The organism is Bullifex sp. (assembly GCF_034103065.1).
Classification (GTDB): Bacteria; Spirochaetota; Spirochaetia; order Sphaerochaetales; family Sphaerochaetaceae; genus Bullifex.
In genome coordinates this window covers 1-23,196 of record NZ_JAXEGN010000056.1, presented here as the reverse complement: position 1 = coordinate 23,196, position 23,196 = coordinate 1, and the positions used below count along the sequence as shown (strand labels likewise).

The 23,196-nt window shown below is 35.3% G+C and carries 19 protein-coding genes and 1 pseudogene; 15 read left to right on the top strand and 5 right to left on the bottom strand.

The window, feature by feature from the left end; all coding sequences use genetic code 11:
• A pseudogene (locus SOY52_RS02375) lies at positions 1-221 on the top strand (hypothetical protein); the annotation flags it as partial.
• Positions 221-664: a GNAT family N-acetyltransferase gene (locus SOY52_RS02370; RefSeq protein WP_320847384.1), complete on the top strand. Its 444-nt coding sequence runs from the start codon at positions 221-223 to the stop codon at positions 662-664. The pseudogene SOY52_RS02375 and the gene SOY52_RS02370, both read left to right, overlap by 1 nt.
• On the opposite strand, the gene SOY52_RS02365 is transcribed toward SOY52_RS02370, so the two are convergent.
• The 5 genes from SOY52_RS02365 to SOY52_RS02345 form a co-directional block, all read right to left on the bottom strand.
• A complete protein-coding gene (locus tag SOY52_RS02365; protein ID WP_320847383.1) occupies positions 647-1,234 on the bottom strand; it encodes a DUF1294 domain-containing protein in 588 nt (195 codons plus the stop codon). The two genes, SOY52_RS02370 and SOY52_RS02365, sit on opposite strands and share 18 nt — an antisense overlap.
• Positions 1,235-1,794: 560 nt before the next feature.
• Complete coding sequence (locus SOY52_RS02360) at positions 1,795-3,147, bottom strand: hypothetical protein (RefSeq protein WP_320847382.1); 1,353 nt, start codon at positions 3,145-3,147, stop codon at positions 1,795-1,797.
• Between the two features lie 14 nt (positions 3,148-3,161).
• The gene (locus SOY52_RS02355) at positions 3,162-5,105 is read right to left on the bottom strand and encodes an FAD-binding protein (RefSeq protein WP_320847381.1); all 1,944 of its coding nucleotides are present in this window, start codon (positions 5,103-5,105) and stop codon (positions 3,162-3,164) included.
• 2 nt (positions 5,106-5,107) lie between these two features.
• The gene (locus tag SOY52_RS02350) at positions 5,108-5,875 is read right to left on the bottom strand and encodes a 3-ketoacyl-ACP reductase (protein WP_320847380.1); all 768 of its coding nucleotides are present in this window, start codon (positions 5,873-5,875) and stop codon (positions 5,108-5,110) included.
• 16 nt (positions 5,876-5,891) lie between these two features.
• On the bottom strand, positions 5,892-7,373 hold the full coding sequence (locus SOY52_RS02345) for a glycoside hydrolase family 43 protein (protein ID WP_320847379.1): 1,482 nt from the start codon (positions 7,371-7,373) through the stop codon (positions 5,892-5,894).
• Between the two features lie 241 nt (positions 7,374-7,614).
• Here SOY52_RS02345 and SOY52_RS02340 point away from each other — a divergent pair, with 241 nt between their 5' ends.
• From SOY52_RS02340 to SOY52_RS02280, 13 genes are all read left to right on the top strand, one after another.
• Positions 7,615-8,565, top strand: coding sequence for an ABC transporter permease (locus SOY52_RS02340; protein WP_320847378.1), 951 nt, complete (start codon positions 7,615-7,617; stop codon positions 8,563-8,565).
• Positions 8,566-8,580: 15 nt separating this feature from the next.
• Complete coding sequence (locus SOY52_RS02335) at positions 8,581-9,459, top strand: carbohydrate ABC transporter permease (RefSeq protein WP_320847377.1); 879 nt, start codon at positions 8,581-8,583, stop codon at positions 9,457-9,459.
• 4 nt (positions 9,460-9,463) lie between these two features.
• A complete protein-coding gene (locus SOY52_RS02330; protein WP_320847376.1) occupies positions 9,464-10,213 on the top strand; it encodes a sugar phosphate isomerase/epimerase family protein in 750 nt (249 codons plus the stop codon).
• A 2-nt stretch (positions 10,214-10,215) separates the two neighbouring features.
• On the top strand, positions 10,216-11,445 hold the full coding sequence (locus tag SOY52_RS02325) for a 4Fe-4S dicluster domain-containing protein (RefSeq protein ID WP_320847375.1): 1,230 nt from the start codon (positions 10,216-10,218) through the stop codon (positions 11,443-11,445).
• 1 nt (position 11,446) lies between these two features.
• Positions 11,447-12,574 (top strand): Gfo/Idh/MocA family protein, encoded by a 1,128-nt coding sequence (locus SOY52_RS02320; protein ID WP_320847374.1) that lies wholly within the window; start codon positions 11,447-11,449, stop codon positions 12,572-12,574.
• Positions 12,575-12,605: 31 nt separating this feature from the next.
• Positions 12,606-14,159: an extracellular solute-binding protein gene (locus tag SOY52_RS02315; protein ID WP_320847373.1), complete on the top strand. Its 1,554-nt coding sequence runs from the start codon at positions 12,606-12,608 to the stop codon at positions 14,157-14,159.
• 89 nt (positions 14,160-14,248) lie between these two features.
• Positions 14,249-16,231, top strand: a complete 1,983-nt coding sequence (locus SOY52_RS02310) for a heparinase II/III family protein (RefSeq protein WP_320847372.1) — start codon at positions 14,249-14,251, stop codon at positions 16,229-16,231.
• Positions 16,228-16,986 carry a sugar phosphate isomerase/epimerase family protein gene (locus SOY52_RS02305; protein WP_320847371.1) on the top strand — a complete coding sequence of 253 codons (759 nt, stop codon included), beginning with the start codon at positions 16,228-16,230 and terminating at the stop codon, positions 16,984-16,986. The genes SOY52_RS02310 and SOY52_RS02305 overlap by 4 nt, the downstream gene beginning before the upstream one ends.
• Before the next feature lie 14 nt (positions 16,987-17,000).
• A complete protein-coding gene (locus tag SOY52_RS02300) occupies positions 17,001-18,119 on the top strand; it encodes a Gfo/Idh/MocA family oxidoreductase (protein WP_320847370.1) in 1,119 nt (372 codons plus the stop codon).
• Positions 18,120-18,142: 23 nt separating this feature from the next.
• Complete coding sequence (locus tag SOY52_RS02295) at positions 18,143-20,335, top strand: helix-turn-helix transcriptional regulator (protein ID WP_320847369.1); 2,193 nt, start codon at positions 18,143-18,145, stop codon at positions 20,333-20,335.
• Positions 20,336-21,337, top strand: coding sequence for a Gfo/Idh/MocA family oxidoreductase (locus SOY52_RS02290; protein WP_320847368.1), 1,002 nt, complete (start codon positions 20,336-20,338; stop codon positions 21,335-21,337).
• Between the two features lie 14 nt (positions 21,338-21,351).
• Complete coding sequence (locus SOY52_RS02285; RefSeq protein ID WP_320847367.1) at positions 21,352-22,386, top strand: Ldh family oxidoreductase; 1,035 nt, start codon at positions 21,352-21,354, stop codon at positions 22,384-22,386.
• A gap of 301 nt (positions 22,387-22,687) precedes the next feature.
• Positions 22,688-23,196 (top strand): AAA family ATPase (locus SOY52_RS02280; RefSeq protein WP_320847366.1); only part of this gene is annotated, 509 nt, incomplete at its 3' end.

Here is a 23,196-nt window from a genome sequence, read left to right as displayed (position 1 = left end):
GAGGAAGTGTAGTAATATGTCCTGGTGTTAATATTGGTAGTAATGTTGTAATTGGAGCAGGTTGTGTTGTTACTAAAGATGTTCCAAGCTGGACTATTGCAGCAGGTAATCCATGTAAAGTATTGAGAGCAATTACCGAAGACGATAAAAGGAAGCTATTTAAAGATGAAATTATCGATGATGAAGCTTGGGATATAATTAATAAAGAAGGATTAATTTGATGAATATTTATTTTGCTACAGCTAATGATATTGATAGTTGGATGAGTCTTGTTGATAAAGTTAAAGATTTATTTCCAGGCCTTGATTTAACAGAGTATAGAAATACTACTTTAGAATTCATTAGTAGAAATGAAGCAATTTGTGCTATAGAAGATAATAAAATAGTCGGGGCTTTATTATTTTCTAAAGAAGTAAATATGCTTTGTTTCTTAGCTGTAGATCCAGATTACAGAAGAAATCATATTGCTGAAAATATGTTTTCTTTAGCTTTAAATGAATTTGATCCTTCTCGTGATATCACAGTAACAACTTATCGTGAAGGTGTTAGTGAAGGTGTCGCAGCTAGATCATTTTATAAGAGTATGGGATTTATAGAAGGTGAATTAACAGAGGAGTTTAATACCCCTCTGCAAGAATTTATTTATTTAAAAACTAAGGTTTGAAAGATAAAAGAGTACAAATAGTTGCATAATTACCATTAGAGGAACACCAATAGTAAAGTAATTCTTATTAGTCTTGTGTCTTAATGCATACATTCCTGTTAGTGCACCGATAGAACCTCCAAAGAAAGCAAGCCCAAGAAGTGTAACTATTTTTACTCTATCTTTTCCTTTTTCAGCAGCCTTTTTATCCTTTAAGTAGAATAAGAAAGTAATAATGTTTATTAATGTTAAATAAACTAAAGAAAGAGGGTAATCAATAAGGATTTGGTAGAAAGCAAATGTTAAAGGGTTTGCGATAAAGCCTTTAACTATTAAGTAGATAATTAATTGAATTACTACCATACAAGCCATAATTACACGTGATAGCATATTACCTTTTTCTGCTTTTCTATCGAAAATAATTACTGAAATTAAAGAACCAATAGAACCACCTAATAAAGATAAAATAGCAATTGCTATATCACTCTTTCCTTCAGGCTTCTTTGATCTAACCTTAGAGTTTATAGCACCTACTACAAAGCCTAGAAGGTTAATAATTAATAAATAGAGTTCTAAGTTTATGAATTTCATCAAATTCCTCCAGCAAGGATAATACATGAATAATTGCTTCTTTTCGATTAGAGGTGATTAAGATTTAGCTATTTATTTTAACTAATTTGAATGTTTCAAGGTGGATAGTCTTAAACTATATAATAAGGTTTTTATCATCCTATTTTAGATTATATAAAGCCAACCGGGATTGCCCATTCCCTTAAAAAAATAATTAATAAGAAAATAAAAATACCAATATTGGATTAAACAAATATTTCTATATTGATTTAAAGGTATTTTAAAAGCAGATTAAATAGTTTGAAAACACACTACTATATTCTTTTCTTTTTAAGGCGAAGGTTGTGATTTAGGAGTTTGCGTTTCCACATACTATCAGTAATTTGAATAAGTGAATTGTAGAAATATTCTGATTAGTAGTTTCTGGTGATAAATCAGTATGTCTGAAAAAAAATAAGACTTACCACTTTGTTCCTAGCAAGTTTTGCATATTTGATTTTAATTGAGAACTCGACAATGGAAAGTATAATAAAGGTCCAACTGCTAGGTTGGACCAAATCATCACTAAAAGGATTTTATTATTAACCTCTAAAGTTTGCTGGAAGATTTTTCTTTTCTTCTAAGAATTCCTTGTAATAAGGCATGAAGGTTTTGTTATCACGAATAACACATCCTGTTGGTTTATGTGATCTAATAAGGTCACCACACTTTCCACAGGTCAAGCAAACTCTATTTTTATCAATTCTACCACTCTTTATTTCATTAGCAAAATCAGGGTCTGCAAATTGCATTCTACCAAATAACATTCCATCAGAAAGATTATTTTTAACAGCACCAGCTGAGTAAAGATCAGAGTATTCCCTAAGATATGTTGGAGCAGAGGCAAAGATAACCATTCCAGGAACACTTCTTTTTACTTCTCCAATAGAGTTAATCATTCTAGCTAAGCCTTCAAATGGATGCTCCTCTGGTGGGTATTTCCCCATATCAAAAGGTCTAGTAACGTGAGTTGTGGTATATGGGTTACCCATTGTAAGGTCTACCATATCAACACCCATCTCTTTAAGCTCTTTAATTAAGCGAATTGGTTCTGTTAGGTCTTGAAGCATTGAACCATCTGTTTTTTGACCAAAACCTGCATACTCAGGGTAGCCATCATAAATACCAACTCGGGAGGTAACCATAAAAGAATCATCTTCATATACTTGTGCTGCTTTTATTGAGTTCTTTAAGAGTCTTGTTCTGTTTTCATATGAGCCACCATATAGTCCTGGACGATAATAAGCAGAAGCTACTTCCTGAAATAGATAGCCATGACAAGATTTAATATCGACTGCATCAAAGCCAGCAAGCTTTGCAAGACGAGCACCTTCCCCAAAGTTTTCTTCTGTTTGCTTTAAATAATCATCTGAGACAATACAGCTATCATCAGCGGCTCTAAATTGCTCTAGGTATGGATGACGATATGCAATTAAAGGAGCTGGCTTATTATCTGGGTTTGAGTACCTTCCAGAGTGGTTTGCTTGTAATACTAAATATGGTGCATAACCATTTTTCTTTAATCCTGCTTCCTTAATTTTGGCTGTAAACTTTTTATATTCATCAACATTATCCTTTGTGATAAGGAGCTGAGTCTTTGAAGATCTTCCTTCCGGAACAACAGAAATAGCTTCAAACCACATAATAGCAGCGCCACCTTCTGCAATCTTCTCATAGCGCCTATAGGTCATTTCAGAAGGACTTCCATCGAGTGTTGAGTCAGCACCTTCCATAGGAGCAGAGCCAAGTCTGTTTGGTAGAGTAATATTTCTTATCTTTAGCTTTGTCGCTAGAATAGAAGTATCGTCACTAAATGGTAGGGTGATATCAAGCTCTCTACATTTGGCTAATACTTCATCTAATGATTTGTAGTGAAATTTCTCATGTTTTGCCATTTTATATTCCTTTTTTATTCTATATTTCCATTTTCTCTATAGCCTCTCCAGGTGTTTTCAAAGAAATCATCATTTTCTGGAATAGGTCTAACACGGCGCCAATTGAATGTACATTTGTTATTCTCAAACAACATTTCTTGTATTAAAGAATCTTTACTTCCATCATCAAGTGAGAAGGTAAAGGTGTCAGAAAGAGAAGGGTAAGGTTTACTTCCTTCCTCTAAATCTGTATAGAGAGCACTTCCTCTACTTTTACCTTTTTCATTTGTGTAGTTAAGCATACTTTCTAAGTAACACTTTTGGGAAATAATTATATCCTTAAGAGTAAATACATACTTTAATGCTTGAGGCTCTGAGTAGCAAACTTCTTTTTCAAAGTTATTAAGTAAAGCATTAATTTCATCAAGAAGAGAAGTAATTTTAGCTTTATCTCGAATTGCTCCACCACTTTCACTCATCTTTGTTGTAATTTCATCTTTAATTTTTAAAACATTTTCCTCATCTTTTAATGTGTTTTTAGAGAGGCTAATTACATCATCAAGAGAGGAATATAGAACCTTTTCAAAACTATTATCGTCAAAGGTAAAACTATTATATTTTTTTGAAATATATGTTGCAGCTCTAGTAGAACCAACTTGTCCTGCATTTAGTGCAGATCCTCCTGGACGATAAACTCCATGGCTACCTGCAGCTTCCCCGACGACAAAGAAGTGCTTTAAATTACTCTCCCACCAACAATTTATATCAAGTCCACCATTATTGTGCTGAGCACATAGTGAGATTTGTAGAGGTTCTTTTGTTAGATCAACACCTTTATCCTTATAAAATGATATTGCAGGGCTATTCATAATCCTTAGTCTTTCAATTGGCTTTTTAACTAAGGCACCAGCCTTTTCAAGGTATGAATAAGCTTCCTTCGATAAAGAATTGAAATCAAAGTTGCCATCTAGTGGATCTTTAGTAAAGTCAAGGAAGACCTTTCTTCCTTTACAGGTTTCTAGGTAAACAAGGATATCGATTATTGAGCTTCCACCATCAACCTTTCTTACATCAAATGGCCATTGATAGCCCTTTAAGAATACCTTTGATAGCATATCACCTGAAGATGTGAAGAAATCATTTAGGAATTCTTTCTCATCAGACCCATCTTCATTAGTTGAAATGAATCTTGGGAGTGCTTGCATATATGTTCCAGATACATTCCAGCGAGGATTAACGGAGGCAAGTCCAAATTGCCATTCAGTTAAATTTCTACCTTTAACACCTGCTTCAAAAGCTATTCCACTTGCTCCCTTTTGGCTAACTGGATATACACTATTTTTATAAATTGCAGCTGGTCCTCCAGTTGCATAAATAATGTTTTCAGCCTCAATTACAACAAATGAAGACTTAATGTCCCTTTCATTTGTATTAAGACAAATAACACCATAGCTCCTCTTCTTATCAGATAGGATTTTTATTACTTGAAGATGGTCTATAAATGGGATTTGAAGCATTTTTGCTTCCTCTTCTAGTGCTCTAGTCATCTCCCTTGATGTATAAGGACCTATAGATGTTGCTCTATTTCTTGGGTCATGGTCCGTTTTATAGCCTACATATTCTCCATAGCGATTAACAGGGAAGGGAAGACCTAATTCAACTAAACGTAAGAAGCTTGGAGCACTTAATGCGGCTTCACATAGTGCGATATCACCATCGACAGCTTTACCTTCAAAGAGGGTATTTGCCATTTCGTAAATACTATCAGGGGTATCACCACTTAGAGTTAATTTATAGTATGTTTGCTTATCACTTCCTGTGTTTCTACTTGTACCACCAACTCTATTTTCACTAATTAATAAAATATCATCTTGGCCAAGTTTTTTAAGCTTGCAGGCTGCATTGTAACCAGCAGCTCCGGTTCCAACTATAAGAGTGTTAACTTTTTTTATTTGGAATGTGTAATCATTATAATTCATTTTTAAAGCCTTTTAATGTGGAAACCACCATCGACGTCGATGTAGTTGCCAGTTGTATATAAAAACTTATCAGAAACAAGCGCACTAACAGCATTAGCAACATCCTCAGGTTTTCCCCAACGTGCAATAGGGAATAAACCATCAGAGATTAACTTATCGTATTTTTCTTGAACTTTTGATGTCATGTCAGTTGCAATTACACCTGGTCTAACCTCATGAACTAAAATACCTTCACTTGCTAAACGATCTGCATATAGAGTAGTGAGCATTGAAATTCCAGCCTTTGAAACACAGTATTCACCTCTACTTGTTGAAGAGACAACAGATGAGCAAGATGAAATATTAACGATTACACCCTTTCTGTTTTCAATTGGTTCTTGTTTTATCATCTGCTTACTAACGGCTTGAGTTAAGAACATATTAGACTTTGTATTTATATTAATTACTCTATCAAAGGACTCCTCACTCATTTCAAGTAGATCAGCTCTTACAAGAGGTGCAACACCTGCATTGTTGACTAATACATCTATTCTGTTAAAGTGAGATACAGTTTGCTCAACTATTTTTAATCTATCCTCGCTTTTTGATACATCTGCCTGAATGTAAAAAACAGTAATACCTTCTTTTTCGAGTTTTTCGATAGCCTCTTTGTTCTTTTCTGCACTACCTGTTGCAACTAAAACAACATTAAAGCCATCTTTTCCTAATTGACGAGCAATAGCATAACCAATTCCTCTGCTAGCTCCTGTAATAATTGCTGTCTTCTTCATCTATCTTTCTTCCTTTTTATTTAATACTTTTCATTTCAATTTTATCGAGAAAAACTGCTCTTCCACCTTCTGCGTAAGCAGCAAAGAGAGCTCCCGTAAAGGTGTTATACATTGTTCCTTCTGATGCAAGGCCGTATACACTTGCTTTACCTACGAATTCATCATTAGCATAGAAGTAGTAAAACTCATCATCTGATTTAATCATTAAGCTAAGGTTTTCTAAAATTGGTAATACTATTTTCTCTGTTATTGCTTCAAAGTCATGTAGGTGTCTAATTAATGAAACCTCTACATTATTTTCAACGCACTTAGCTTCTAAGCGATAGTGGTAATCACTACTAAGATAAGAAGCAATTCCTGCTCTTGCTTCTATACTCTTAGGATTTATTTTTACCTTCATTAGTTCATGAAAACCCCTTTGCCTAAAAGCAAGTAAGGTAGGGTGTCCTAGAGGAGTATTGATATTCTCTTCTCCCATTAGTGTTAAAGTTCTATCCTCTTTATTTAAAAGATAGCATTCAGGCTTAGGAACTCTTACCTTTAAATAAGGATAGTTTTCTAAAGGTTCTGAGAATAATACTGAGTAATCACTATTGTCCTCTTGGTTTGGACCATAATCATTTATGATTTCAACTTTTCCATTATCCCCAATTATTGGCCAACCATCCTTCCAATTTACTTTAGATAAGAAGGTTTCACGGCCTAGATGGTGAAGTAGAGGCCTTGGCTTTGTCCTAATTGCTAAGAAGACTGCATACCATTCATCATTATCAAGCTTTATTAAGTCTGCATGTCCAGTTGCTTGAATGGTATGTCCCTTTCTTGAAACATGGGATAAAATAGGATTATTTGGATTTGCTTCATATGGGCCATAGATATTTTTTGACCTTAGTATTACCTCATGGTGCCCATATCCTGTACCACCCTCTGCAAGCATTAAGTAGTAATAGTCGTCAATAAAGTATAGGTGTGGACCTTCTGGTGATGAGCCACCACATCCTTTAGTAAGATTTTTAAAGTCCTCTAAAAGCTCTCCTGTATCTGGATTAATAAAAGCTCCCTTGATACATCGTACTCCATCAACACTACCATTTGAGGTGTAGAAACACCTTCCATCAGGAAGAAAGAGTAGGGATGGATCTATTCCATCAGAGGAAATAAAGTGTGTTTCAGACCATTTGTTATTAATGTCATCTGTGTGGCAAATGAAGTTTTCATGGGTGTATTTATTTGTAGTTACCATGTAAAAACGTCCATTAGAATTTACACGTATTGATGCGGCATATAGACCCGAACTATTATTAGCCTTTTCCAAGTTTAGCTGACTAGTTCTTGTTAATACTGCACCATGAGAGTGCCAGTTAACTAGGTCATCACTTGACCAGAGACTAACGCCTGGAAAGTACTCAAAAGTTGATGTTACAAGGTAGAATTTACCACCATAATATGTAATTGAAGGGTCAGGAGCAAAGCCTGGAATTATTGGATTTGTAAACATACTTTGATTATTGCACTTGAAATCAAGAAAAACACCTGTTAAGTTTTTCTGTCATTATTTTTATTTAAGTCATTTTTAATTATTGTTTTTATCATTTTATTACAAAATAAAGAATTAATCATATATTTGATATAAAAAATAGCTTTTTATAAAGTAAAAAATTGACACTTAAAGTATATTTTTTGTCAATTTTGTTATCAAAAACCTTGTTGCATACTATCTTCATAAAGGTTGGTAACTGATGAAAAAGAAACAACAAATTGCTGATCCATCAAAGGATATTCCACTTGGATTAAAACTAAAAAAGGACTGGAGTAAATACAAATCTCTTTACTTACTATTTGTCCCAATTTTGATTTATTACATTGTTTTCCAATATGGTTCAATGTTTGGTTTGATTATCGCATTTGAAAACTATAAGCCACGTCTTGGCTTTTTCAAATCACCATTTGTAGGACTTACACACTTTAAAAACTTCATCAATGATTACTATTTTAAGAGAACATTGATGAACACAATTAGAATTAGTGTAACAAACCTTATCTTCAGCTTCCCATGTCCAATAATCCTTGCAATCTTTATTAGTGAGCTAAGATCTAAGACATATTCAAAAGCTGTTCAGACAATTACATATATTCCTCACTTTGTTTCAATTGTAGTAGTAACCTCTATAGTTATGGATTTAACAGCAAGAAATGGTGCTATTACACAGTTCTTAGCAAAGTTTGGTTTTGAACCAGTAACAATGCTTAATGAAACAAAGTACTTCCTACCTATTTATATCATCTCTGGTATTTGGCAAAACATTGGTTGGAACTCCATTGTTTACTTAGCTGCTTTACTGTCTATTGATGCACAGCTCTATGAGGCTGCTAGAATCGATGGCGCTGGAAAATTAAGACAGTTATGGTCAATTACACTTCCATCACTTTTACCTACAATCATCATCATGCTCATTTTACAAGTTGGTAAGATGTTCAATGTAGGCTATGAAAAGATTATCTTGATGTATAACCCAATGACCTATGAGGTTGCTGATGTAATTAACTCCTACGTATATAGAGAAGGTCTCTTGAACCTTAACTACTCATATGCAGCAGCTGTAGGTATGTTCAATTCTATTGTCAGCTTCATTCTTGTTTGGACCACAAATAAGATATCGAATAAATTAACAGGCTCCGGACTTTGGTAATAGGGGGAAAAGATAATGAAAGTTAAATATACTGTTGGCGAACAAGTTTTCCATGCATTTGTAGTTGTTGTGACAATACTATTATCACTTGCTGTAATTATTCCTCTTATGAGTATCGTATTTGCTTCTTTTTCTGACCCATTTGAAGTAATGAAGCACTCTGGAATATATTGGCATCCTATAAAGTTCTCACTCTATAGCTACCAGATGGTATTCCAGGATAAGAGTATTTTAACAGGTTACATGAATACAATCTTTGTTGTAGTTGTTGGAACTTCAATAAACTTACTTTTAACAATTGTCTCTGCATACGTTCTCTCTAGAAAAGGACCAATGCTAATTAAGTTCTTTACACTTATGATTGTCTTCACAATGTATTTCCAAGGTGGAACAATTCCAACCTATATCATTGTTGATAAATTAGGCTTAGTAGGTAGCCGATGGGCACTTATCCTACCTAGTGCGATAAATACCTTTAACCTAGTAGTACTTCGTACAGCTATGGCAGCAGTACCAGAGTCTCTTCCTGAGTCAGCAATGATTGATGGTGCAGGCCATGTAACAATTCTTACTTATATCATGGTTCCTGTAACCAAAGCATCTATTGCAGTTATTACTCTTTACTATGCTGTATCTCACTGGAATTCATGGTTCCCTGCTATGATCTATTTAAGAAAGAAGAGTATGTATCCATTACAGCTCATCTTAAGAACAATCCTTGTTCAGGATGATACTTCAACAATGTCCTCAGGTTCGCTTGAAGCCCTTGCTTTATCATCTGATTCAGTAAAATATGCAACTATTGTTGTGGCAACACTTCCTATCCTCCTCATTTATCCACTGCTTCAGAAATACTTTGTTAAGGGCGTTATGGTAGGTGCAGTAAAGGGTTAATACTATGATTTTGCCAGGAATTGTTAGTGTCACATTTAAAACTAAATCAATTAAAGAAGTTTTAGAGATTGCAAAGCAAGCAGGGCTTGCTGCAATCGAGTGGAGTGAAAACCATCACATCGCTAAAGGTGATATCGAGTGTGCTAAAGCAACTGCCTTATTAACAAAAGAATATGGTCTTGAGATAGCTGGATATGGCTCCTACTATCGCCTTGGTGAGAATATGGACATCATTCCATCACTTGAAACTGCTAAAGCCTTAGGAACAAATAATGTTCGCATTTGGGCAGGAAGTAAGCCTTCCTCTGCTTTGAGTAGAGAGGAGAGGGAGAGCTTAATTGCTGAGTTGGTTGATGCTGTTAATATAGCACGTAGGTATGACATTGTTTTAAATCTTGAGTGGCACAAAAATACATTAACAGATGAAAATGAATCTGGCCTTGATGTATTAAAGAGGGTTAATAATGAGTCATTACGTACCCTATGGCAACCAACACAGGCATTAACCTTTGAAGAAAGGAAAACTGGGCTTAAACAGATTTTACCTTACCTTTCTTATTTACATGTTTATTACTGGGATGAGAGTGGTAGAAGACCTTTTGAAGAAGGCATTGATATGTGGAAAAGTTATTTTTCCATCCTTGATAGCGATAAAAAATATTATGCGCTTTTAGAGTTTGTCCTTAATGACAGCGAAGAACAATTTTATAAAGATGCTGCAATACTAAAAGACTTATTGCAGAAAGGAGTTTGAATATGGCTGACATGCATTTAGATTGCTTCGACATGATCAATCCATTTGTAATTGCATCAAGTCCGGCAACTAGAGGTGCTGATAATGTTATAAAAAGTAGTGCTTGTAAACCAGGTGCAATAACAATGCGTAACTTTGGTCACGGCATGGGTGGTGGTGGATTTTTCTATCCAGGTTTTGATGCTGTTGTAAAAGGTCAGCCTGCATTCCATTCTCATGCTGTAGGAACTCAGTGCCCTGATAAAATTGCATCCTTAGATGAGTATTGCGAAGAAGTAAAAAGAGCAAGACGTGATATGTATCCAGAGACTAAGCTTTGGGCTTCTGTTGGACACTATCACGATATTGAAAAATATCCTGATTGGAAAAAACGCTGGATTACTGAAGCAAAAGAAGTTGTAAACGCTGGTGCCGATGCCGTTGAACTTCACTTCAACACCCCAGGAGTTGCGACTGCCTCTGATCGTCAATTCAACTACTACCAGTTGGTAGAGAGTTGTACCAAGATGATTAAGGCAGCCGTTCCTGGAACTCCAGTAATGGTAAAGTTAGCAGTAGAGGATGTTGACTGCTTAACTTCAATTCGTCATGCAGTTGCTGCTGGTGCAGATGCAGTTGGTCCAACTGCAAGATGGAAGGCTTTCTACTTTGATCTTGATTGGAAGACAACTCAACCTCGTCCAGGTGCTGGATATGGTGGAACTCAAGCAAACCCTATTGTTTGTTTTGAAATTGCCGATGCAAGAAATAGAGGAATTGAAATTCCAATGTATGCAGGTGGTGGTGTTTTCTCATACGACCAAGCACTTAGATACATTATGGCAGGCTCTGAAATGGTACAGCTTGGTGCTCTTGCTTGCTCTGGTGGAATTAAACAGTGTGCTCGCTTAATGAAGCAGTGTTCTGATTGGATGGATCAAAATGGATATAGCTCAGTTAAGGAGCTTAAAGGGGAGGCCTTAAAGCTTTTTAACATGTCCGATAGCTTTGCAAAGGAAAGACAAAATAAGCTTGGTGAGGCTTATAGAGTAAGAAAGGTCGATAGCGAAAAGTGTATTGGCTGTGGACGTTGTGAAGATGTTTGCTGGTACAAGGGTATTAAGCTTGATGGCAAAAAGGCACAAAAGACAGATAACTGTATTGGTTGTGGTTACTGCTTCCAGGTATGTCCTACTAAGGCATTAGAGGTTGATGCAGCAAATATCTTAAAGTCTGCTTTCGAGGAGAAATAAGGTGGCAATAAAGGTTTTACTTTGTGGTATGGGAGGATATGGTGAAAACTATATCAAGGAATACCTAACAAGAGATGTACTTGGTTCTGTATTAGTTGGTGTTGCAGATCCATTTGCAAGTAAAAGTCCACTTTATGAAGAGGTAAAGGGGAGAGGAATTCCTATTTTCAACTCTCCTGAGGAATTCTTTTCATCATCAAGTGCTGATTTAACAATCATCTCTTCTCCAATTCATACTCACTATCCATACATCATGCTTGCATTAAACAATAACAGCAATGTTTTAACAGAAAAGCCAGTATGCTTTGATCTTAAGCAATTTGATGAAATGGAAAAAAAGAGTAAGGAAACCGGACTCTTTGTTGCTGTAGGTTATCAATTATGCTTCTCATATGATGTTTTACAAATGAAGAAGGATATTCTTCTTGGCTTATATGGAAAGCCTAAAAGATTTAAAACTATTCGCCTAATGAGAAGAAATGATATTTACTACTCAAGATCTAATTGGGCAGGTGCTCTTCTTTGTCATGGAGAAAAGGTCTTTGATTCTCCATTTACAAATGCTTGCGCCCACCAGTACCAAAACATGGTCTTTTTACTTGGCCATACAATGGATGAGAGTACTACATCTATTTCCTGTGAAGGAGAACTAATAAGAGTAAGACCTAATATTACCAACTGTGATACTGCAATATTAAAGTTCAAAACTGTTGATGGTGTAGAGCTTTATTACTACGCATCCCATGCAGTTGATGAAGTAAAGGTTGGTCCTTTCAGTGTATATGAATTTGATTCAGGTTACATCGAGGAGACCGATAAAGGCTTTATCGGGCATTTAAAGGATGGAAAAGTAATTGATTACACCAAATTAAATAAAGGTGAAAGACTTGAAAAGCTTTGGGAAGCTATTCGAGCTATAGAAGAAAAAAGGGTTCCAGTTTGTACACTTAAAACAGCACGAGAACACACTAATGCTGTTTTACTTGCACAAGAGAGAGGTGTAAGAGATCTATCTAACTTAGCAATCTCAAAAAAGGATGATAAGGATAGTGTCTATTACACAATCCCTGGACTTGGAAAAGATTTACAAGATGCTTACTCATCTTGGTCAATAAAACTTGAATATTAATTTATTTGGTAAACCCAAAAGGAGATAAAATATGAAAAAAGCATTGCTTATCGCACTTACTATCATGATGGTAGTACTTCCTGTATTCGCTCAAGGCGCACAGGAATCTTCAAAGTCTTCTGATGCTCCAGCTAAGCTTACTTACTGGGCACCAATGAGTACAAAGATTAAGAATGTTAATGACTTTTCTGAGCTTCCATATTGGCAGGAAGTAATGAAGAGAACTAACACAGAAATCGAATTTACAAACGTATCTGCTGAAAACAAGATTTTAAGTGAACAGTTCTCAATTCTTCAAGTATCAAGTGATCTTCCTGATATCGTAGAATATAAGTGGGCATCATATGTTGGTGGTCCTCAGAGTGCTATCGATGATGGATTTATCATCCCACTTAACGATGTATTTGAAAAATACTGTCCAAATATCACAAAGTACCTCAATGAGCACCCAGACATTGCTAAAGAGTGTTCTACAGATGATGGCACATACTACTGCTTCCCATTCTTCAGAGGTTATGACTATAACAACAATGGTCTATTATTCTCAGAAGGTATTATCTACAGAATGGATATCTTAAAGGCTCTTGGCTTTGATAAGACACCTGAAACAGCAGATGAGCTTTACAAAGTATTAGTTGCAATTAAAGCTTCTGGCCTTGTTGATATCCCAATGTCTGTTCGCCCAGACCACATCAATAGAGTATTTGCTCCAGCATTTGACTCTTGGGATAGCTGGTATGTAGAAAACGGTGTTGTAAAGCATGGTTATCTTGAAGCTAATAGATATGATTACCTCTCATTCCTCAGAAAGATCTATGCTGAAGGTCTCTTAGATAACGACTATATGTCTGTTAATAAGAACGGTATGAACTCTATGTTCTTAAGTGGAAAGATTGCAATTGGTTACAACCCAGGTTCATTAATTGCATCAGCAGTTAAGTCAATGGGACCAGATGTTGAAATTTCTTCAGCTAAACCATTAACAAAGGTTGCTGGTACAAACTCTAAGTTTGCTAAGATGAACACTGTATTTGATACTTCAGCTTCTTCTGCAGCTGCAATCACAACAAGTTGTAAGAATGTTGAAGCTGCTGCTAGACTTCTTGACTATGCTTATGGTGAAGAAGGTCACATGCTTGCTAACTTCGGTATCGAAGGTGTTACATACGAAATGGTAAATGGATACCCAACATACACAGATTTTGTTAACCAGAATAAAGATGATGTAATGTCTAAGTACATGAGATGTTCTGTAAACGGTGCTATGATCCAGGATCCAAGATACCTCGAACAGTACTACGATACAGCTGAACAAGCTGCAGCACTTTCAATGTGGGCTCAGACAGATTACGGCAAGTACATGCTTCCTCCTGTAACAATCTCATCAGAGGATGGTACTAAGGCTGCTTCTATCATCAACAAAGTAAATACATTTGCTGAAGAGATGGAAACAAAGTTCATCACTGGTGCTCTTGAACTTAATGAAAAGACTTTCAAGGAATACCAGGATCAATTAAAGGTATTTGGCTTAGAAGACGCTGTAGCTATTTATCAGAAGGCTTACAACGCATATATGGCTAAGTAAACAAGATAAAAAACAACCATTTAGGACAGTCTTTATAGGCTGTCCTATCTGTAATAAAATTAACTAATTTGGGGTTTACAATGAATTATATGGAAAAACTTATCCCACTTTTAGATATGGATAATCCTAATTTAAAAAAGATGGGTGATGTAACTGGAGAAAAGATTGTTGAATATTATAGAAATAGAGAAAATCCTAAATATCTTTTCTCTCTAAAGGATGCAGAATGCTTAGTCGATGATAAAATATTAGATGATGCTGAAAAAGTAATGGAGCATGATATCTTTGGCTATAAGTTTAATGGTCCTATCGACTGGATGTTTAATCCAACAGTTGAGACAAGTCGTGATAACGAATGGAGTTGGTCTCTTTTCCGTACAATTTATTGGCAACCACTTGCAAGAGCATATGCTCTTACAAAGGATGAAAAATATACAAAAGAATTCTTATCTCAAATGCACTCTTTTAGAGAAGCATGGCCTGCAGATGAATTCTTAAATGACTTTACATTTGTACCAAAACAACCATTCCCTGGTACTGCTTGGAGAACAATCGAAACTGGTATTCGTGTTTATACTACCTGGCTTCCTGTATTCGAAATCTTTAGGCATTCAAGTGTGTGGAATAGTGAGGATTTAGCTTGCTTCTTACTAGGACTAAGAGACCATGCACTCTTCTTGATGGGCCACTACTCTAACCATGATAGATCTTCTAACTGGTTAAGTATGGAAACAAGTGCACTATTACAAATTGCAATAATGTTTCCTGAGTTTAAAGAGTCTAAAGAGTGGTTTAATACTGCTTATTCAAGAGTAATGCATGAGGTAAGATTCTGCTTTAGCGATAATGGAATACATATGGAGAAAACTCCAATTTACCATATGGTTGCATCCATTGCTTTTACTCAAGCTTTAGTTATGTGCCGCTTAAATAATATTTATGTTCCTGACTATGCTTGGGAGGTAATTAGAAGAAGTGCACTCTACATTTGTTCTTTAATTAAACCAGATCTTTCAACTCCAATGATTGGAGATGCAGACCGTGATGATTTAACAACTAGAAGAGCTGATACCTCAATTTATGAAGGTATGAACCTTTCTTTCTATCCAAAGGATTTAAATGAATTAAGAGCTTATATGAATCAAATGTATGAGCTATTTGGGGACCAAGAGTTTAAATATTTTGCTTCATTAAGAGAGCAAGGCTCACAGCCAAAGGAGAAAGATTTTAAATTTAGTGAAGAAGGAATTTATGTTCTTCGTACTGGTTGGGACTCTAATGCTGATTACCTCTGTACCCACTCAACACAACTTGAATTAGGTGAAAGATCTACACATAGCCATAACGACTGTATGCATGCGGAGATAACACTGAAGGGTGAAGATATCTTAGTAGATTCAGGTCGTTATATTTATCGCTCCTCAATTTGGAAGGATTGGAGAGCTTATTTCTGCTCAGCTTTAGCACACAATACCCTCTATGTCGATAACCATGAAATGGGCGAGATTAAAGGTGTAGATAGAAGAAGAAATGTACGCTGTCTTTGCCACTACTTTGGAAATAAAGAGGGCTTAAAAATTGTTGATTTATCACATAATGGTTATGCATATCTTCAAGACCCAGTATTTCATAGAAGAAAGCTAATTCTTGCTCCAAACTCTGTTGCGGTATTAATTGACTATGTAGATGGACCTGCAAATGAAAATCATGATTTTAGACTTATGTATAACTTTAACACAACAAATGTTGTCTTAGATGGTAAGCATGTTGATTATAAGTCAAAGAATAATGTTGATTTCACTGTAGATTTTACCTCCAATGTTGACTTTAACTCCTATTTACTTTGTGGAAGTGAAGATCCAAAGGGTGGTTGGATTAGCTATGGATACCCTGTTAAAGAACCAATTGGACAGGTAACTATGGCTTATGGCGGAAAGGCTCCTTTTATGGCTGCTACTATCATTAAAGAGAAAGGTAATGATGCGACTGTAAAAATTGAAAGTGAGAAGGTTGTATTAAAAATAGAAAACAATGAGTGGGTTATTACAAGAGAAGGAGTTGAAAAGCTATGAGATTTGGACTTTGCACAGATATTAAAAACGTTAAGGAAGTTGAATCTTTAGGTTTTGATTACATTGAAGGAAAATTAAATCAATTTGCACTTTATCCTCAAGCTGAGTTTGATAGTGTTTTAGATTTATTTTCTACATCTTCAATAAAGATGGAAACAGCATGCTTACTGCTTCCAAAATCAATGGTAGTAATTGGCGATAAATATAGCAAAGAAGAGTTAATTAGTTACCTTAATGTTGCCTTTGCTCGCATGGATAAACTTGGCTCTAAGCTTGTTGTTTTTGGCTCAGGTAAAAGTCGTGTAGTTCCTGAAAATCAAAGCTGGCAGGAGAGCTTTAAAGCGCTTGTTAGTGTAACTAAATTAATTGGAAAAATTGCAGCAGACCATGGAATTTCAATTGCAATTGAACCACTTAATAGAAACGAAACTAATTTAATTAACTCCCTCTGTGAAGGTGCGGCACTACAAGCGTGTGTAAATTTAGATAATGTAGGACTTCTTGCAGATGCATATCATATGAGAGCAGAAGGTGAGGATATGTCTCGTATTATTACATGTTCACCACTAATGCATACTCATATTGCACTTAAGGAAGGTAGAGTTTATCCAACTTATAAATGTGAAGAGGTAGAAGATTTTTTCACATACCTTAAGAAGGCTGGATACGATAATCGAATGTCTATAGAGGGTAAGAGTGACGATTGGAAAGCTGATTCACTTAAAGCTCTTAGCGTCTTGAGATCTTATGTATAAAAGAAGGTAATTTTATGGAAAAGGTTAGAATAGGTATCATTGGTTTTGGGCATATGGGAACTCAGCACTCAACTGCACTACTTGCAAATAAGGTTGATAATGCAGTTTTAACTGCTATTGCTGATATAGATCCTAAAAAACTTGAGAAGGCTAAAGCCTTAGCAGGTGATAAAGTAAGCTATTTTGATAGTGCAGAATCTTTAATGGATTCAGGTTTAGTAGATGCTGTTATTCCTACATGTCCTCACTATTACCACCCAGTATATGGTATTTATGCGCTTGAACATGGTTTAAATTATCTTTGTGAAAAGCCAGCAGGTGTATATACAAATGCAGTTAAAAAGATGAATGAGGTTGCAGCATCCTCTGGTAAAGTATTTGGAGTAATGTTTAACCAAAGAACTAATCCTCTTTATCAAAAGGCTAGAGACCTTGTCCAAAGTGGTGAGATTGGAAGAATCTTGCACTGTCACTGGTTAATTTCATCTTGGTTTAGACCACAATCTTACTATGATAACTCAACTTGGCGTGCTACTTGGAAGGGTGAAGGTGGTGGATTATTAATGAACCAGAACCCACACAACTTAGACCTTTGGCAGTGGATTTGTGGTATGCCATGTAGAGTAAAGGCTGATGTTTACTATGGTAAGTATAGAAATATTGAAGTTGAAGATGATGTCTATGCTTTGATGGAATATCCTGATGGACACATTGGAACATACATTACCACTATTGCTGATGAGCCAGGTACAAACCGTTTAGAAATCTCAGGAACTCGCGGAAAGCTTGTAATTGAAAACGATTCAATTACCTTCTGGCGCTGTAGAGAAGATACAGATGATTTCCAGAAAAGATTTAAGGGTGAAATTGGACACCCTGAAATTTGGAAGTGTGAAATTCCTGTTAAAGGTACTTATACCTCACACTGTGGAATTATTAAAAACTTCTGTGATGCAATACAAAAGGGAACACCTCTCCTTGCTCCAGGTAGTGATGGTATTAAAAGCTTAGAGATTATTAATGCTATCTTCCTTTCTTCTTGGACTGGTGGTGGTTGGGTCGATTTACCAATCGATGCAGATAAGTATGAAGCGCTGTTAAAAGAAAAGTGCGGTGGCTCTTTTTGTTGTTAATAATTTTGTGAGAGAATAGGGGTATGAGAAAAAAAACACATAGCTTTAAAAGAAAGACAGTGACTAGATGGGCACTATCTTATTTGCTATCTACTCTTATACCTCTACTTGTAGTATTAGTTTTTGCACTTATTACGCTTTATTTTAATGCTTCTGCAATAACATATTCCAATTCTATTACTTCATCGTATGTTCAAAAAACATTCCGTGATGTATTAACAAGAATCAATGAAATTAAGGCAGAAATAATTGTAGATTCGGACTTTAAAGCCCTACTAAGTTTAGAAAGCTTAGATAAAGTATCGATGCTTAACCTTTCTTACCATGCATCTGATATTCGTCGTCTTGAGCAAACTAATACAAGTTTAAATAAACTATTTTTATTTAGCCCTATTAATGATTGGTACATTGCAGATCAATCATGGGGCAATATAAGTGAAATGGCTCTTATGGAATTTCTTCCACTTGAGCAAGAAAAAATTAATCAAATAATGAGAGGTGAAATATGGGATGTATATGTATACGACCTCTCTGATAGTGAGGTATTGATACTCCTTCCAGTATCGTATATCCACTCATTTAATCCTAATAACCTTTGTATGGGTGTAAGGATTTCTAAAAAGGATCTTTTTTCTTCTGTAATTGATTCTTATCATGATGTAATTATCTATAGCGAAAGAATGGATTCTTTAGTTTATAGCCTTTCAGGAAAATATGAAGTTGGCCTTCCTGATCCTCGTTTTTCTAAGTTAAGTTTGGGCTCAACAGAAACTATAGACTCTTCAATTGTTTCTGTTGCTGATGAATTAATCTTAAGCTTAAAGTGTATCGTCCTAATGGACAAAAATAACTACTTCCATGATTACTACCTATTAATTGAGGTAATCGCATTGGTATTGTTATTTGCAGCTGCCTTAGGAGCTATCTTTGTTTTTAGAAGTGTTAGAAAAGATTGGATACACTATGAAGCTGCCGCTGCTGAGTCAGGAGTAGATTTAGAGAAAATTCCACTAAGTGCAAGTGATTACGCTCCATTTGTCTCTAGTGTATCGAATTTAAGAGCACAAAGTGAAGAATTAAATAGTGTAATAATAAAACAAAAGAGAACACTTGTAGAAAGTGCCTTTAGTAAGCTAATTGATGGTGATGTAACTGTTACAAAGGAAACACTATTAGCCCTTGGATTTGAGCTTTTATCTGATTCTTTTTGTGTTGTTATAGCAAATTGTTTAAATGGCGATGCATTTGAATACTTAAGTAGAGTAAGCAGTGACACCCTGGTTATTCCGATTCAATCGGAATATGGGGGAGCATACATTATTAATACCTTAAGGGAAGATGAAGAGTTTTTTCTTTCAGTTTATGAAAAAATTCAAAATGATGATGTTTTAGAGAGTTTATCAGTTTCACTTCTACATAAGGGGTTAAATTCTATTCGTGAAAGCTATTTAGAAGCTATTAGTGTTCACGAATATCAAAAAGACCATGATATTCCATTTTTATCTTATCAAGAACTTTTAAATACTACTAAGCAGAGCACATATCAATTCACTTTAGAGGAAAATATGATGCTTCAAAAGGCCTTAAAGGAAGGAGATGGAGAAAAGGCTAAGGCCGTTATGAATAAGGTAATTGAGCGTAATAGAGAAAATGGAGTTTCTCCAAAGACTCTTCGCTTCTTACTTTTCAGTATGAGTGGAACAATTATTAGAACAATAAATAGCTTAGATAACCAATATAGAGAGGTAATTCCAGATATTAACTTTCCTCCTATTTTGCAATCTCAACACTTCCAAAAATCTCTCTCTGGAGTTGAGGAGATAATAGATACTATCTGCTATAGCATTAAAGCAATTAGTGAATCTTATACAGATGAGTCATCTGAGACATATCAAATTTATAAAAAGGTATTAGTTTATATTCGTGAAAACTATCCTAATGCAATGATGAATGTTTCCTCAATTGCCGATAATTTTGATATCTCAATTGCTTATCTATCAAGAATATTTAAAAAGTACCACACAATTAATATTTCTGAGTACATTACAAGCTACCGTATAGACCGAGCTAAAGAGCTACTTTTAGAGGGGAAAATGGTAGGAGATGTAGTTTCAGAGTGTGGCTTTGGAAGTTTAAGAACCTTCCTTCGTGTCTTTAAAAGCGTAGAAGGAATTACACCTGGACAGTATAAGGAATCTGCTTTGAAGGAGAATTAAATGCTTAGGAGTGCTGTAATTGGCTGTGGAGCTGTATCAAAGAACCATGGAAAAGCCTTGAAAAATAGTGAATATACTCACTTAGAGTATTGTGTTGATATCGATATTGAAAAGGCAAAGGCCTTTTCTGATAATTATGGAGGAATCCCACTTACTGATTATAGAGAGCTTTTTGATAAGAATCTTGATTGTGTTCATGTTATTACACCTCACAACACCCATCCTCAAATTGTAATGGATTTGCTTGACCATGGAATTAATGTCTTTTGTGAAAAGCCTCTTGCTATTACTGTAAATGAAGCAAAAGCCATGATTAAAAAAAGTGAAGAAAGTGGAAAACTTTTAGGGGTTTGCTTTCAAAACCGTTTAAATAAAGCAACAGTAGAAGCAAAAGAAATCTTAGAAAGCGGTAAGTATGGAAAAATCTTAAGTGGAATGGCTTTAGTTACTTGGTATAGAAATGGAAAGTACTATAGCGAGTCTCCATGGAGAGGAAAGTATAGTGGTGAAGGTGGTGGATGTATCATTAACCAATCTATCCACACCCTTGATTTAGTTGACTACCTAACAGGTGGTGTAGAATCTTTAGCGGGCTTTGATGGAAAACTTCGTGATAGTAATGATTACGAAGTTGAGGATAGTGCAATGGCTTTAATGCACCTTAAGTGTGGTGCTGATATCGTTGCATTTTGCTCAAATTGCTACCTTGGCTCAAAGGTTTGTGATGTAGAGTTACGCCTTGAGCATGCTGTAATGACTGTAAGACAGTCAGGATTAACAATTGTGGAAGAGTCTGGTGAAACGATTTTCCATCCAGCAGAGGTTTTAACAGGCGAAAAGTCCGAGTGGGGTGTAAGTCATGGATTATTAATTGATGAATTTTATAAATCACTTATTAATAAAACCCCCTTTATTTCAGATTGTCATACAGCTCTTGCTGCAGTTTCAATTGTCAATGCAATTCAACATAGCAAGGGAAGAAGTATAAAAATAGAAAGATAATAGGAGAGTTAGTTATGGTTAATATTAATGTTCAAGAAGCAAAAGATAAAATTACAAAAATCTTTATGAATGTTGGTGTAAATAAAGATGAAGCTACAATTATTGCCCAAATGCTAGTTGAAGCTGACCAAAGAGGTGTTCACTCACATGGTATTTTATGTACTGCAAGATATGTAAAGCTCATTAGAGAAGGCAAAATGAGACCTAATATGAACATCAATGTCTTAAAAGATAATGGTGTTGTAGCAGTTTGGGATGGTAACCACTCTAGTGGACAAATCTTAGGATATAGGTCTATGGAGGAAGCAATAAAGAAGGCAAAAGAGCATGGCATTGGCGTTGTTTGTGTAAAGGGTGCAAACCACTTTGGTGCTTTAGCATACTATGCTCAAATGGCTCAAAGAGCTGGTATGATCGGTACTGCTCTTGGTACTGGTGACTCAACAATGGCTCCTTGGGGTGGATGTGAAAAGGTAATTGGTAATAACCCTATTAGTGTTGCAGCTCCTGCAAGAAATGAAGTATCTCCTGTACTAGATATGGCAATGACAGTTGTTGCAAATGGTAAGGTTTCTAACATGAAGAGACAAGGTGCAACTGAAATCCCAGAAGGTTGGGGCCTCGATAGAGAAGGTGTTCCAACAACAAGCATGAAGGATTACTATACAATTCCTCCAATGGCTGGCTATAAAGGTTGGGGGATGGCTGTAATGGTTGATATCTTGGCAGGTGTTCTCTTTGGTGGTGGAACAGGTGATAGAGCTAAGGACTCTGCTGATGGTCCTTCTATTATGATGATTGCAATGGATATTTCTGCATTTAATGATGAAGAAAAGTACTTTAGTGATGTTGATGCAAGAATTAATGAACTAAAATCTTCAAAGAAGGCTAAATATTCAAATGGTATATTAATGCCAGGTGAAATTGAGGCAAATAAGTTTGCCGCTTCTGAGAAAAGTGGAATAGTTGAAGTTCTTCTTGAAAACCTCGATATGGTAAATGATATTGCAAAAGAAATGGCAATTGAACCAATTGCAATAATTAAATAAGAATTATAATTTGTGGTAATTACTTATATAAGTAATTGCCACATATAAATTTATCTTACTTATCTAATTTCATCAAAGAATAGTGTTATAAATTTACAGTGAAAAACCTACACGCTTGCGTGAGGGATGAAAGCTACTTTTTGACTTGACAATTAGATATAATAAATAAACAATCATTGCCGAGTAATTCTCTTTTATCTAATATTTGATGATTAGCTTTCTATAAGCATATAATTCCTTGATAATCAGCTAAATAATGAATAATATTATAAAAAATGGCTGATTATAATAGGTTTAAGTTATGATAGGTCGAAAGAAAGAAATAGCTTTATTAAAAAGATTATATGAAAGTAATAAGGCTCAATTTGTCGCAGTTTATGGAAGATGCAGAGTAGGAAAGACTTATCTTATTAATGATGTATTTGGAGAAAAGATTACCTTTCGACATACAGGATTATCTCCTATTGAGTCAGGAGATGAAAGTCCTCTAAAAAAACAGTTAAAACATTTTTATAATTCATTACTTTTACATGGTATGCCTAGATCAAAGTGCCCTGAAAATTGGCTAGATGCTTTCTTAATGCTAGAACTTTTTTTGCAAAGTAAAGATGATGGAAGTAGACAATTAATTTTTATTGATGAATTGCCTTGGCTTGATACTCCTAAATCTGGTTTTATTACAGCATTTGAAGGCTTTTGGAATACTTGGGTTTGTTCTAGGAAGAATTTAATGCTAGTTGTTTGTGGTAGTGCTACAGCTTGGATGTCTGATAAGCTAATTAATAACCACGGTGGTCTATATAATAGAAT